We start from the raw sequence: 14224 nt of genomic DNA, 5'->3' as shown, positions 1-14224 counted from the left end.
GGGGGCCAATCCTGCATCCCTTACCCAAAGGCGCAAAGGAGGCCAAGAACGCTCAGGTTATGGGCAGCGTGAGGGGGGCCAATCCTGCATCCCTTACCCAAAGGCGCAAAGGAGGCCAAGAACGCTCAGGTTATGGGCAGCGTGAGGGGGGAGGGCCAGTTCTGGAATACGGTATCATCCTTTGCATGTGCTGTTATAAGCCAACATAGCACGGTTACGCCTCGTTTCTCGTGCAGCCGTTTAAGGGTTACACATTGGTTCGCGGATGAACAGCGGGCACTGATGCATACGTCGTCAGGACCGAGTGAAAGGAGCTTCCTATGGATCAGTGATACTTTGTCTACGGCAGCAATCTATCGAAGGAACAGATGAAAGAGCGCATCGGTTCCATCAGGGAGGGGCAGGTAGCGCGGCTCACCGGGTATCGGCTAGCGTTCAACAAGCGCAGCAACGATGGTACAAGTAAGGCGAACATCGTTCCAGCCGCAGGCGCGACCGTCTGGGGTGTTGTGTACCGGTGCAGTCATGATTCTCCAAAAGATGGACCGGTATGAGGGAGTGAAGGGTGAGCACTATCAGCGACACGCGATTCGGGTCCAACTTGATAATGGTGAGGAACGAGATGCAGTGACATACGTGGCCGGGGAGAAGTTTCTCGCCGCCGAATCACTCAAGCTGAGCACTGAGTATCTTGAGACAATCCTCACAGGAGTGCGCCAGCATCGGCTACCAGACGACTACATCCGCAGTATTGAAGCATTGGCGGGTTTGTAACGCGCATATGAGACGTTCCGGCGAACGTCGCACGCGGTGCAGTTCGCTCGACGGCTCACCGACAGAAGTCGCGCGCTATTCGGACCGCGCGCACATGGCGTTGATACGGGTGGCGCCTACGCTGCCTCTCTCTGTTTATTCCGCTCAACTGCATGCCATCGCCTGCCGCGCCGACCGGCAGATCGAGCGCAGTGATCTGTGCCGTGGTTACAGTATAGTTCAGAGGGATTGGTATAACATGAGCAACGACGTTATTCCTGAATACTGAGTTCATAAACCGTGCGACCACTAAAACGACTCAGGCGAGCCAAACACATCGCAGATGGTCTTCCGCCGAATTCGTTTGTGCCGCTGCTGACGGAACGTGGGGAACAGGCCGTGGTTTTGCCGGCATATGCGGATGCTGTGTGTGCGCACCTGCTCGGCGAATTGACTACCCCTTCCCTGAAAACAGCGTTGTTCACCATAGTGCTGTCTCAACCTTTCCCTGGGACCGGTTGGGTGCAACTGCCGGTGACCATCGCATTTGAACGGTAATCGCCGATTTCAACCTGATAGACCAAAATCCAAGATGTGCGTTACGGGTTAGGCCATTTGCGAAGATACGATCAACCTGATGAAGCCCAGCACCTCTTCGGTAACCAGGTCGATTTGCAGTCCCCTGTCCCCATCGTGCAGACGCAACGGGTCCTGGCGCACACCCTGCCCAATAGTAGCGTATCGTTCATCGGAAGTTGGACCTGCATCGGTGGATGGGATATGGTGAAGGGAAGTATGATGTCGGCGCACGGTGCTTGGGAACCGGGATCGTCCACCGCGAATATGCACCGCTTTGCCATCCAGAAAGAGGGATGGTGGCAAAGTCAGTAGTTTCGGCAGGAGCGATTTACAATGGACGACACAGAGACGTCTGACGCGCCTACATCGACACCGAGGGAGCGAACACCAATGTCGTTCAATACCGCCATCTTTTACGATATCGAGAACCTCATTAAGGGCTACGGTTTCTCAACCCAGACGATTACTAACGTGTCGCTCAGGAAGATACTCACAGCACTCCGGCAGACGGGTAAGATCGGCCATATCGCTGTGCAGCGCGCTTACGCCAATTGGAGTGATCCGCGCCTTGGCGTTATGCGCGATGAAATCAACGGACTTGGTATCGATCCGATCCAAGTCTTCGGGTTTGCCAGAGAACCGAAGCGGAATGCGGCCGATGTGCAACTTGCGATTGATGCCATCGATCTCGCGTATATCCGTCCTGGTCTCAACTTGTTTGTAATTGTATCCGGTGATGGCGGTTTTGCCGCCACCGCTTGAGTTTGCGGACTAAGCTGCTTCGTTTGCTTGTGTTTGTAATTGTATCCGGTGATGGCGGTTTTGCCGCTCTGGCCAAAAAGCTGCACGAATATGGCAAGACGGTCATCGGTTGCGCGTACCGTTCGGCAGTCAACAAGACGTTTCAAGCGGTGTGTGACGAATTCGTTTGGATTACCGACCCGGAAGAGAAGGTTCAGCCAGTGCATGCCCTCGGTCAGATCGGGGTTACCGACTCGCGCAATATTCGCCTCGCCGAGCAGGTGGCGAAAGTGCCCGAGCCTACACCAGAGAACATTGTTGCCAAAACCAGAGAGATCCTCGATTGATACGCACAAAATACAACAACGTCAGTTGATTTAGTTCAGAAAGGAATAGCACTTCCGGTCATCAAAGAAGCTGTCATGTATGCCATTCCCGACTTTCAACTGGGCAAATTGGGATTTGCGAAGTTTATCGAATATATGCAGTGCGTTTGTCAAGGAACGAACTACTGCATCGTGCGTCTGCCAACTTCATATGTCGTGCTCGCCCTGCGCCGTGCCGTTCCTGACGGGAGTAAGGTGCTACCGGATTTGGATGCACACGGAATGGATTGCGATTGAAGGTTAGCGTTGCCGGTAAGCCGGCTTTTTCGGTGAAGGATATTTGATTGCTGTTTATCACCACACGTACCGCAATCACAGTGAGTCGTGTGTTGAGCAACCAACGGTAACCTTGCCCGGGGATCAATCCAGTGTAAGGCGAGTGGGTTGCAAGATGCTAAGGCACACCACCATCCGGTCGCTTGCTACGAAATAGCCACCTTGCTTCTACTGGTTGGAGAACGGCCACGCCGCATCACCCCGCGGCGCGGCACCACCCGCCTGAATCTGTCGTCACTCCACAACCTATCGGTAGGCGGAGAGGACAGACCGGTGCCGAACAGGGCTACTCTTCCTCTCCCGACCGTTCTGCCAATTGCCGGTCAAGCAACAGCAGACCAACCCCATCGTTGCCAATCAGTTTGAGATGCTGAATGATTTCGTCAACGCTCTTCTCTTCCTCAACTTGCTCGTCGATAAACCACTTGAGCATGCTCATCGTGGCGTAGTCGTTTTCTTGGGCTGCGAGAGCATAGATCGCATTGATCGACGCAGTTACCCGCTGCTCGTGGGCCAGCACCCGCTCGAAGGCATCGAGCGGCGAAGCAAACTCATTCTGAGGCTCATCAATCGCCCCCAACATCACCCGCCCACCACGGTTGTTCACGTAATCGAAGAAGCGCAATGCGTGTTCGCGCTCCTCTTCACTCTGCACCCGAAACCAGTGAGCAAAACCGGTGAGTGAGAGCGACTCGAAATAAGCAGCCATCGCTAGATAGGTGTACGATGCGGCATACTCATAGGTGATTTGACGGTTCAGTGCCTGTAACACCTGTTCACTTAGCATAACAATCCTCCTTTTCGTTCATCAGGGTACGATCTTCATTATAACACACATATCTATGAAATGAGAGACCTCTGTTATACTACGCTACACTTCAATTTGATTGCGGAGAAAGACATGCTTACCTGTACCCATATCGCTACCCACGAGTCGGCAATGCTCGACCTCATCGCCCGCCTCGTTCACCTTGAATCACCGAGTACCGATAAAGTCTTACTCGATGCGTGCGCCGATGAGCTAGCCGCTCTCTTCGCCCGCATTGGCACCGTTGAGCGCATTACCAACCCTGCCGGCGGTGACCATCTGCGCGTGACTATAACCGATGTCGCCGAGCCATCGTTACCGCCGGCGCTGGTGCTCTGCCATTACGATACGGTGTGGCCGGCAGGAACGGTCACTCAACGCCCCTTTACCCTGACCGATGACCGCGCGTTCGGGCCGGGGGCGTATGATATGAAAGCGAGTATCGCGATGGTCTACACCGCACTCGGTGGATTTGGTCACCCTGCACCACGCTTACGCCGACCGGTTATCGTGCTGTTGACATCGGATGAAGAGATCGGTAGTCCCACATCGCGTAAACTGATCGAAGCAACTGCCCAACAGTCAGCCCACGTCCTGGTGATCGAACCGCCAACCGAACCGGATGGCGCGCTGAAGACGGCGCGCAAGGGTGGTGGTGCCTTCCGGGTTACCATTACCGGTCGTGCCGCTCACGCCGGTGTTGAGCCGGAGAAAGGGGTTAGCGCCTTGACCGAACTAGCACACCAGATTCTGGCGATCAATGCGTTGGCCAATCCGGCCATTGGCACGACGGTGAACGTTGGCGTAGCCGGTGGCGGTACCCGCCCCAATGTTGTCCCCGCCGAAGCGTGGATGGAGGTTGATGTGCGGGTATGGACACAAGCCGAAGCGGAGCGGATCGAAGCAGGTATGATGGCCCTCAAGCCGGTAACTCCGGGAACACAGGTGAAAGTAAGTGGGAGTGTACGCCGACCACCGATGGAACGCACGCCGGCGAGTGCTGCGCTCTTTACCCGCGCGCAAGAACTTGGTGCAGCGTTAGGGTTAGATATCCGTGAAGGCAGCACCGGCGGCGGCAGTGATGGCAATTTCACCGCTGCGCTCGGCATTCCCACCCTCGACGGCTTGGGTTGTCCCGGTGCCGGTGCCCATGCCGACCACGAACAGATCAGCCGACGTGGACTGATCGAACGCACTGCGTTGTTGTGTGCATTGTTGGAAGAAGTCTAGGCGCAGCAGGATGGTTGCAACGGTGGGGCGCACGACGGTGGGACACACGACGGTGGGACGCATAATGGTGGGGTACACAACGGTGGGTCGCACAGCCGTGCGCCCCACTACGACGAATTTGCCACAATCGTCCCCGTCGCCTCACCAAACCCAATGCGGTACCCATCACCCTGCGCCCACGCCCGCATCGTCACCATGTCACCATCATCCAACCAACGCCGCGTTGAGCCATCGGCCAGTTGGATCGGCTCAGTACCACGCCACGTCAACTCAAACAGGCAACCCCGCGACTCCTTCGTTGGACCACTGATCGTTCCCGAACCCATCAGATCACCGGGCCGCAGCCGACAACCATTCACCGTATGATGTGCAAGCTGCTGGGCAAAACTCCAGTACAGATGACGAGCATTGGTCTGGCAAACGCGCGTATCGTTGAGCCAGACTTCGAGCGTGACATCAAAATGTCCTGGTCGTGGCGGTTGCAGATACGGCAACGGTGGCGGGTCTTGTGGCTCACCACTACAGCGGAACGGTTCGAGTGCTGCGAGTGGAACCACCCACGGGCTAATCGTCGTCGCAAAACTCTTTGACAAGAAGGGGCCAAGCGGCTGATACTCCCACCCCTGAATATCGCGCGCGCTCCAGTCATTGAGAATCACAAAGCCAAAGATGTGCTCTTCAGCCTGCGCAATCGGTACCGAAACCCCCAACTCGTTACCCACACCGATAACCATCGCCAACTCAACCTCGAAATCGAGGGCACGTGACGGTGAAAAGAACGGTTCTGGACTATGGGATGGCTTAATCTGACCACAGGGACGGCGAATCGGTGTACCGCTGACCACCACAGTACTAGCCCGACCATGGTAAGCTACCGGCATATGCCGCCAATTTGGGTAGAGTGGGGGACTATCAGGACGCAGCATCTTGCCGGTGTTGGTGGCATGGTAAAGCGACGAGTAGAAGTCGGTGAAATCGCCGATCTGCACCGGCAGCAGCAGCTCAACCTCGCTTTGCCGGATCAGCGCGGCGTCGCGCAGCGACTGGTGATCGCGCAACGTTGGCTCATCGGCGGCAAGCAGCCGTTGCAACGTCCTCCGCACTGCCTGCCACGCCGCCGGACCCGCAGCCATAAATCCGTTAAGGGTATCACGGGCAAACAACCCTTGCCCGGCCACCGGCGTCGAAGCCAACAAACCGGCCTCATCGAGCACTGCGAGATCGAGTACGTATTCACCAATCGCCACCCCGACCCGCGCCGTACCGCCACTACGCAGACGGAAGACACCGTAGGGCAGATTTTCGAGCGGAAAATCACTGTCAGGTGTAATAGAAACAAAACTTTGCAATGGCATAGATTTGGTATGCAAGAGGGCTACGCTATCATATACCTTACCTCCCCACCCACCTCACGGCGAGATAGGAAGGGAGGGAACCAACAATCAGAACGACATCCACCAACTAACCTTCCGGATCACCCACGCTCCACGAATCCATATACCCCGCCTTCTCCAACTCGAGCGCGGCAGTCGTCAGATGCAGCGGATGGAAGGTATCGATCATCACGGCTAACTCGCGCGTTTCTTTGGCACCGATACTAGCTTCGGTGCTACCCGGCTGCGGACCGTGCGGCAAACCGGCAGGATGCAAAGTTATGTCACATCGCTCAATACCACGGCGCGACATGAAGTTACCATCGCAGTAATAAATCACCTCATCGGAGTTAACGTTCGAGTGATTGTACGGAGCCGGGATCGCTTCAGGATGATAATCGAACAGACGCGGCACGAACGAACACACTACGAAATTATGGCCCTCGAAGGTCTGATGTACCGGCGGCGGCTGGTGGATACGACCAGTAATCGGCTCAAAGTCGTGGATGGAAAAGGCCCACGGGTATAGATAGCCATCCCAGCCCACCACATCAAAGGGATGGTGATCGAGGACGTGGCGCGTAAGCTGATCGCGTACCTTCACCAACACCTCAAACTCGCCGGTATCGGTAAAGGTGAGCAACTCACCAGGACCGCGAATATCCCGCTCGCAATAGGGCGCATGCTCAAGCAACTGACCAAACTGATTGCGATACCGCTTGGGCGGGGCAATTTGGCTGGCGGCTTCAATGACTAAAAAGCGCGCCGGACCGTTGAGCCGCATTTGCCACGTGGTACCGAAAGGGATGACCAGATAGTCGCCGGGATTGAAGGGTAGGCGTCCAAACTGCGAGAGTAGCTCACCGCTGCCCTCGTGCGCAAACCACACCTCATACGCTTGTGCATTGCGATAGAAGCCGGTCATACTCTCGGTGGGGCGGCTCACACCGATCGTAACATCGTTGTTACCGAGCAAAGTAATCCGAGCACTAACCGGATCTCCACCGGCAGGGATATGAGCCGTCGCAAAAGCACGGTGGCGGATCGGACCGAACTCGACATACTCCGGTTTGACCGGACCCACCAACTCGGCACGTAGGACACGCGGAGGCAAGAAGTGGTGGTAAAGGATCGACTGAATCCCGTGAAAGCCTTCTAGCCCCATCACCTCTTCACGATAGAGCTTACCATTTGGCTTCCGAAACTGGGTATGGCGCTTGTGAGGGATCTGACCGAGACGCTGGTAAAACGGCATCGCACACCTCCTTGTGCTGCGGTGTCGTCTGATAACAGGTTGCGCCCGGCGCTGCTGCGTCGGGCGCGCTGGCGACCCGGGAGGGACTCGAACCCCCAACCAACGGTTCCGAAGACCGTTGCTCTATCCATTGAGCTACCGGGCCATTCGGCGTCAATAGTGTAGCACATTCGCCTTTCTTGTGCAACGTGGCGAAAGACTGCAACCTTCGTTGTGTGATGTTTTGCCGCAAATTGATACGGAACGTGTACAATGGTGTAACGCAAAGGCGCAAAGGGCGCAAAGGGCGCAAAGGGTGCAAAGGCGCAAAGGGCGCAGCAGTAGTTGGGCTATGCTCGGTGTCACCCGCACAAATCTGCGCGCTGCTACGATCTGGGGTGGTGGGATTGGAGCTGTGCTCATGCTACTCGACTGGGTAAACACCTTTACCGTGGTGGTGGCGCACCGATGGAGGCGATGGAGACGATTCTGGTCGGAATGGGTTTCCTCTACCTCTTCCCGGTGCTGGTGCTGGCCGCAGAACTACTCTGGCGTGGTGTGTTGCTCCTTGGCTTACGCGATGCCGGTCTTAACGCTCATCTGACAGTCGCCATCACCACCCTACTCTACGCGCTCAATCATCTCTTCGTCGCGCCGGTGCCGATGTTCGAGCGCTGGCTGATGGTGGGTATGGCCGTACCGATTGGGATCATTGGCGGTTATCTGGTGCTACGCACCCGCAACGTCTGGGCTGCTGTGTGGTTGCACGGCCTCAGCCTTGTGGCCATGGTGGCCGACATCTTTATCATTCCGGCGCTGGCTCGAAGCTGATGAGCAAGACGTTCCACAGACGGGATGCCTAAAGGTGTTGAGGGGTCAGTGGTTTTATTCACACATAGCCCCTCCCACTAAATCTAGCACATTTTATCGTCGCTTAACCGAATAATAATAATTGCTATCCACATTTTGTGGAGAGATGTGGATAAGACAACTATATGTAGGGGGTCTTGCCGCATCAGGACAACCGTTCGATACACCGCGGATACGCTCAGAGCGCGAGCGACACCTCATGTACACTTACTCACCATTACAGCCTTTGATCGGAGGAATTCGAGACAACAAAAAACCCGCTCTAGAATTCAGAGCGGGTGCTATGTATTATGGTGCCAAGAGCCGGACTCGAACCGGCGACCCTCGCGTTTTCAGCGCGATGCTCTACCAACTGAGCTATCTTGGCGCACCACCCATCAGAAGTGGTGGGCGATGACGGGTTCGAACCGCCGACACCCTCGGTGTAAGCGAGGTGCTCTACCGCTGAGCTAATCGCCCCCAACGTGTGGTGCCCAGGAAGGGACTTGAACCCTTACGAGCGTGGTTAGCTCACTAGGCCCTCAACCTAGCGCGTCTGCCAATTCCGCCACCTGGGCGCTCAACGCCTCGTTATTATACGAAATGACAGCCTAGTTGTCAAATCTCACTGCTCGCGCTTGGGCAAGCGAAAACCGAGCAGGCTAGGTCGCTCAACAGTGGGCATTGCCGTGAAATCGGCTTCACCAGGACGCAAGTGCGGCTTGCTCTCGAGCCAGGCATCGCGGGTAGCTTTGGCCTGTTGTAGTATCTGTTCAATGGCAGCCACATCACCAGCATTGATCTGCTCACGGACTGTGACCAGAAACCGGATCAGTTCATCAATCCAGCGCGTCAAGCCATGCGGATTGGTGAGCAAAATGTCGCGTTGCATCTGTGGGTCACCGGAGGCAAGGCGTGAGACATCGCGAAACCCGGTGGCCGCCAACGGCGCCATCTCCTTCCACGCCGGGCTACTACCGGTGGCGGTGACCAACCCCACCGAGAGGAGGAGGGGGAGATGGGAAATGCCGGCAACGTACACATCGTGCTCTTCGGGGTCGATATAGTAGGGCTTAGCCCCAACCGTGCGCACGAGTACTTCGACCGCTTCGACCGCTTGCGATACGGTATCGTGCGTTGCAGTAAGGCAGTAAATCGCCTCACGGAACAGGTCAGGATCGGCGGCTGCCGGACCCGATTTTTCCCGCCCGGCCATCGGGTGCCCGCCAACAAAACTCACGGTACGCGGCAATAGTTCGTTAGCCCAACGACAAACTTGGGCCTTGGTACTGGCAACATCTGTCACCACTGCCCCAGCAGGCAACAGTGTGGCAAGCTCCTGGAATACCTCTTGCATCGCACGCACCGGTGTCGCCACGATCACGATCTGCGCCTCGCGCACTGCTTCGGCCAATGTACGCGCTTCCCGATCGATAGCCAACCGCCCGCGTGCCTCGCGCGTCACCCGTGGCTCGCGATCAAACCCCACTACCTCAATCGGGCCGAGCGGCGACTCTTTGGGATCGGCGTTCCGCAACGCCATCCCCAGTGAGGCCCCGATCAGACCAAGCCCAATAATTGCGATTCGGATCATACGCTCCTCTACATTATCCCGTCGATTCGACGCCAATGAATGACAACAAGATGATTTCGACCAACACTAGGATAATAGCCAGCGCGATGAGTTTGATCGGATCGAGAATGCGCAGCGCGGCTAACGCTAAGGTAGCCGCTGCAAAGAGGCCAACTTCATACGCTTCACGTCGCACGCGCCGATTGTCGAGCGCCCAGGCTTTCAGCGCTAGCCACCGCCGACTCAAAACTGCAATCACTGGCCTGATCAGGACAGCCACACAAAGAAACACGGCAAACAGGATCAGGGCATACACCGGCATGTCTGGGGGATCAAGTAATGTACCGGTCGGCGCCGGGACAATCGCGATCGTGGTAAGCAACAACCACACCCCCAACCCACCCTCGACGGTCAGACCGGGTAAACCGAGCCAACGTTCTAACGGCCAAAAGGTGATTATCCCGGTCAGCAGAGCCATTCCGTGAAAGACCAGGTGCAGTGGTGAGAGCAGATTTGGCCCTCGTGCCAGATCAACACCGATCACCATCCCAATTACCAGCGCCCAGCTTATTCCGGCGACACTCGCCAGGGCCGGTAAATGCCGCACCGGTAGCTTGGGTCGCTCCCGCTCACCCATCATCACGCTCCGACCACGACACCCGAGCAAGCCGCTGTCGCAACAGATGATCGGCCAGTACCAATGCCAGCATGGCTTCGGCCACCGGTACGAGACGCGGCAAGACGGTTGGGTCATGACGACCATGCACCTCAATCGTCACCGGGTTACCGTCGCGGTCAACCGTTTGTTGCGGGCGGGCAATGCTGGCCGGGGGTTTGGCTGCCAATCGCACCACGATCTCCTCGCCGGTTGAAATGCCGCCGAGAATACCACCGTGATGGTTAGAGGCCATACCGATTGAACCATCATCGCGCTGGATGAACGGATCGTTGTTCTGCGAGCCACGCAGCATTGCCACCCCAAACCCTTCACCAATCTCAACCCCTTTGATCGCCGGAATCGAGAACATGGCCTTACCAATATCAGCTTGTAGCTTATCAAACACCGGCTCACCGAGACCGGGAGGCACCCCTCGCGCCCGCACTTCAACGATCCCACCCAGCGAGTCGAGTTCGCGGCGCGCCTGATCGACACGTTCAACCATCAACGCTGCCACCCGCGCATCAGGGCACCGCATGATGTTGCGTTCGATCTCTGCTTCGTCAAAGACCTCGGCGCGCAAATCGGCCAATTGGAGGGTATACCCCACAATCGTTACCCCCACCGTCGCCAACAGCTTACGCGCAATGGCACCGCCGGCTACCCGCCCAATCGTCTCGCGGGCCGACGAACGCCCACCACCACGCCAATCGCGAAAGCCGTATTTTACGTCCCACGTGTAATCGGCGTGGCCGGGCCGGTAGGCATCTTTGATAGTTTCGTAGTGGTGAGATTTAGCATCGGTATTGTAAACAACCATCGTTATCGGCGTACCGGTGGTGCGACCCTCAAACACACCGGAGAGTATCTGTACCTCATCAGCTTCGCGCCGTTGCGAACTAACCCGGCTTTGACCAACCCGCCGCCGGTCGAGTTCGCGTTGAATATCAGCCACATCGAGCGGCAACCCGGCCGGGCAACCATCTACGGTACACCCTACGGCCGGACCATGCGATTCACCCCACGTTGTCAACCGAAAGACGTGACCAAAGCTATTTCCGGGCATATCCGCTCCCTCAATTAACCATGATCTGCGACCATCTTCGCCGGTACCCCTTTGTTCATGTAAAAGTCTCTCTTGATTGTACCCACACGTAAGCGCTAACGTTGTTACGCTGGCGGTGCCAGGTAATCGCACTGTGCCGGTATTCTTCGCGTCATGCGCGACGCATAATCTCTTTTCCCCATGCACCAGCCTTCCACTCCGTCCATACCCGATCGTACACCGCCTTTACCTCTCCGGCAATTCGGTTCCATGTGTAGTAAGCGCGGGCCAGTGCAGCCCCACGTGCCGCACGCATCCGCGACTCGGCGGGGGCGTGTAACGTGGTCAGTAACGCATTGGCGAGCGCCATCGCATTACCGGCCGGGACAACTAACCCGTTCAGTTCGTGCTGTACAACCTCGGCCAACCCACCGGCATCAGAGACAATCACCGGACAACCGGCTGCAAAGGCTTCCAGCGCCACAATCCCAAACGGCTCGTAGAGCGAGGGGAAGACGGCCACATCACCCACGGCATACAACCGGTTCCGATCTTCGTCACTGATATAGCCGAGAAACTCAACCGGCACCCCCAACGCTGCGGCCTGCCACTTGAGTTCATCGAAAGCACCACCGGTCCCGGCGATCACTAAGCGAGCCGGTATTTCTGCAATAACCCGTGACCATGCCTCAAGTAAGACATGCACACCCTTTTCGTAAACGAGCCGTCCGACAAAAATCACCAATGCTTCGTTATCGGCAGCAAAACGGCGCCGAAAGGCGACCCATTCCGCCGGCGTTTCAAACGGTTGTGGTGGAATATGAACTCCATTTGAAATAACATCGATCTTGTCTGGTGGCGTCGTGAAGTATTCACGGATCTGGCGCGCCATAAAGTGCGAACAAACAATCACCCGCCATGCTTCGTAGGTCAAGCGCCATTCGAGATCGTTAATGTGCTGTGCTCGATGCCCATTCAAATCACCACGCCCACGTCCACGTTCGGTCGCATGGATGGTAGCAATCAGCGGGACGCGCCAATGGTGCTTGAGCGTAATCCCAACCTCGGCGGTCAACCAATCGTGGACGTGGATCAGATCGGGTCGGCCACCGGGAAACAGGGCATGGGCTGCGTGTTCAAGATGCCGCCCGGCGTGATGGACAAAGCCGGGGAAGTCATCGGTATCGAGCGGCGGAATGGCAACCCGGCAGATAGTGATCTGTTGCTGACGTTCGAACGACTCACCGCCACGTAATTGTGGAGTGATGACGGTTACCGTTACATCGTGTTCGATCAATGCCGGCACTAAATCTGCCACATGGCGGCCTAAACCGCCAACGATGTGAGGGGGGTATTCCCACGCAATCTGTAGTACATGCATGGCCCAGATTATAGCATAGCCAACACAATAATTGCTTTACAGAGGCATAACAAATACGTCATAGGAGCTTATCAATCGACGTTCACCACCGCCATCTGCTCCCACGACAAACAACCGGTTAAACGGTTCACGTTACACGAACGGTTGCACACGAGCAATAATACATTTCAGGTAACGTCCTTCGGGAAAGCCGGCCGGTACCGGGTGATCGAGCGGTTGACCGGCTTCATGGATAATCTGTAGGCGGCGATGCGCTTGCGCCGCAGCTTCACCGAGGAGATGACGAAACTGTTCTGGGCCAATCTGAGCGGTACAACTAGAACTGATCAGTAAGCCACCGGGTTCAACACAGCGCAGCCCCAGCATGTTGAGCCGAATGTATGCGCGCTGTGCAGCGTGAAGATTGGTACGCGAGCGGGCAAAGCTCGGTGGATCGAGGATGACGACATTGAATGTACGCCCCACTTTGGCATAACTATCGAGCAAGGTAAAACAATCCTCTGTCTCGAAGTGATGGCGTTCCGCCGGTAAGCGGTTGAGCGCAATATTGGCGGCAGTGGCTTCGGCTAAACCACGCCCCACGTCACAGCTCACTACTTCCGCAGCATCGCCACGCAACGCATACAGCGAAAAACCGCCGGTGTAGGCAAAGCAGTTAAGCACACTCGCCCCAGCAACGAACCCCTCAAGGGTACGCCGATTATCACGCTGATCGAGAAAGAGGCCGGTCTTTTGCCCATAGAGCATATCTACGTAAAAAAACAGGCCATTCTCCTGCACGACCAAATTACGCGGCGGCCATTCACCCCACAACAAGACCGGCTTGGCAGCGTCCGCGTCATCATCATCGAGCCGCGGACGCTGTACGACACCACGTATCTGAGGATCAACCGCACGCAATGCGGCAGTCACCGTTGGCACAATGGTTTGCACACTTTCGGCGTAGGTTTGGATCACGGCATAATCACCGTAGCGATCGACGACGATCCCGGGTAGATTATCGCCCTCACCATAAATCCAGCGGTAAGCCGTCGTCTGACCATTATCACGCAACGATGCCCGCAACTCCCACGCCTCCCACACCCGCTCGCGAATCCAAGCTTGATCGGGTGGACCGTTGCGGCTGTAGATACGGAGAGCAATCGGACTATGCGCATCGTACAGACCGTAGACGGTAAGACCACCACAACGAGCACGCACCCACTGTCCGGAATGCAACCGTTCGGCGCCGATCAGATGGTTACGGTAGACCCACGGATGCCCCTGTTGCAGCCGAGTCCGAAGTGACGGATCGATAGTTATATCGGCAATTGGTGGCATAGCGTCATTCACATCATA

The 14224-nt window shown here is 56.5% G+C and carries 13 protein-coding genes, 4 tRNA genes and 1 pseudogene; 6 read left to right on the top strand and 12 right to left on the bottom strand.

From position 1 onward, the window contains the following. Nucleotides 1-368 precede the first annotated feature (368 nt). From ACP5OT_RS01855 to ACP5OT_RS01840, 4 genes and pseudogenes are all read left to right on the top strand, one after another. A pseudogene (locus ACP5OT_RS01855) lies at nt 369-591 on the top strand (gamma-glutamylcyclotransferase family protein); the annotation flags it as partial. Further along, nucleotides 589-774, top strand: coding sequence for a gamma-glutamylcyclotransferase (locus ACP5OT_RS01850; RefSeq protein ID WP_428131231.1), 186 nt, complete (start codon nt 589-591; stop codon nt 772-774). The pseudogene ACP5OT_RS01855 and the gene ACP5OT_RS01850, both read left to right, overlap by 3 nt. Before the next feature lie 948 nt (nt 775-1722). Then, complete coding sequence (locus tag ACP5OT_RS01845) at nt 1723-2094, top strand: NYN domain-containing protein (protein ID WP_428112764.1); 372 nt, start codon at nt 1723-1725, stop codon at nt 2092-2094. A 29-nt stretch (nt 2095-2123) separates the two neighbouring features. Next, complete coding sequence (locus ACP5OT_RS01840; protein WP_428131155.1) at nt 2124-2420, top strand: NYN domain-containing protein; 297 nt, start codon at nt 2124-2126, stop codon at nt 2418-2420. A gap of 601 nt (nt 2421-3021) precedes the next feature. On the opposite strand, the gene ACP5OT_RS01835 is transcribed toward ACP5OT_RS01840, so the two are convergent. Next, nucleotides 3022-3522 carry a ferritin gene (locus ACP5OT_RS01835; RefSeq protein WP_424674607.1) on the bottom strand — a complete coding sequence of 167 codons (501 nt, stop codon included), beginning with the start codon at nt 3520-3522 and terminating at the stop codon, nt 3022-3024. 114 nt (nt 3523-3636) lie between these two features. Here ACP5OT_RS01835 and ACP5OT_RS01830 point away from each other — a divergent pair, with 114 nt between their 5' ends. Continuing rightward, entirely contained in the window at nt 3637-4773 is a 1137-nt protein-coding gene (locus tag ACP5OT_RS01830) for a M20 family metallopeptidase (RefSeq protein ID WP_424674608.1), read from the top strand. Nucleotides 4774-4880: 107 nt separating this feature from the next. Here ACP5OT_RS01830 and fahA read toward each other — a convergent pair whose 3' ends face one another. From fahA to ACP5OT_RS01815, 3 genes are all read right to left on the bottom strand, one after another. Further along, on the bottom strand, nt 4881-6128 hold the full coding sequence (fahA, locus tag ACP5OT_RS01825; RefSeq protein WP_424674609.1) for a fumarylacetoacetase: 1248 nt from the start codon (nt 6126-6128) through the stop codon (nt 4881-4883). A 106-nt stretch (nt 6129-6234) separates the two neighbouring features. Further along, complete coding sequence (locus ACP5OT_RS01820; protein WP_428112761.1) at nt 6235-7401, bottom strand: homogentisate 1,2-dioxygenase; 1167 nt, start codon at nt 7399-7401, stop codon at nt 6235-6237. A gap of 69 nt (nt 7402-7470) precedes the next feature. Next, a tRNA-Arg gene (locus ACP5OT_RS01815) sits at nt 7471-7546 on the bottom strand. Between the two features lie 311 nt (nt 7547-7857). Here ACP5OT_RS01815 and ACP5OT_RS01810 point away from each other — a divergent pair. Next, nucleotides 7858-8211 (top strand): CPBP family glutamic-type intramembrane protease, encoded by a 354-nt coding sequence (locus tag ACP5OT_RS01810; protein WP_424674611.1) that lies wholly within the window; start codon nt 7858-7860, stop codon nt 8209-8211. A gap of 330 nt (nt 8212-8541) precedes the next feature. Here ACP5OT_RS01810 and ACP5OT_RS01805 read toward each other — a convergent pair. From ACP5OT_RS01805 to ACP5OT_RS01770, 8 genes are all read right to left on the bottom strand, one after another. Beyond that, nucleotides 8542-8617 (bottom strand) — tRNA-Phe (locus tag ACP5OT_RS01805). Nucleotides 8618-8634: 17 nt separating this feature from the next. Continuing rightward, a tRNA-Val gene (locus tag ACP5OT_RS01800) sits at nt 8635-8709 on the bottom strand. Nucleotides 8710-8717: 8 nt separating this feature from the next. Next, a tRNA-Leu gene (locus tag ACP5OT_RS01795) sits at nt 8718-8807 on the bottom strand. Between the two features lie 47 nt (nt 8808-8854). Beyond that, entirely contained in the window at nt 8855-9823 is a 969-nt protein-coding gene (locus ACP5OT_RS01790; protein WP_424674612.1) for a prephenate dehydrogenase, read from the bottom strand. A 13-nt stretch (nt 9824-9836) separates the two neighbouring features. Continuing rightward, nucleotides 9837-10439, bottom strand: a complete 603-nt coding sequence (locus tag ACP5OT_RS01785) for a hypothetical protein (RefSeq protein WP_428131153.1) — start codon at nt 10437-10439, stop codon at nt 9837-9839. Continuing rightward, complete coding sequence (aroC, locus tag ACP5OT_RS01780) at nt 10432-11526, bottom strand: chorismate synthase (RefSeq protein WP_424674614.1); 1095 nt, start codon at nt 11524-11526, stop codon at nt 10432-10434. Before aroC ends, ACP5OT_RS01785 begins: the two co-directional genes overlap by 8 nt. Before the next feature lie 151 nt (nt 11527-11677). Next, nucleotides 11678-12886 (bottom strand): glycosyltransferase family 4 protein, encoded by a 1209-nt coding sequence (locus ACP5OT_RS01775; RefSeq protein WP_424674615.1) that lies wholly within the window; start codon nt 12884-12886, stop codon nt 11678-11680. Nucleotides 12887-13018: 132 nt separating this feature from the next. Then, nucleotides 13019-14206, bottom strand: coding sequence for a class I SAM-dependent rRNA methyltransferase (locus ACP5OT_RS01770; protein ID WP_424674616.1), 1188 nt, complete (start codon nt 14204-14206; stop codon nt 13019-13021). Nucleotides 14207-14224: the final 18 nt, after the last annotated feature.

Source organism: Chloroflexus sp., from assembly GCF_049970315.1.
GTDB lineage: Bacteria > Chloroflexota > Chloroflexia > Chloroflexales > Chloroflexaceae > Chloroflexus.
The sequence above is the reverse complement of the archived record's forward strand: the minus strand, read 5'-3'. Positions and strand labels throughout refer to the sequence as shown.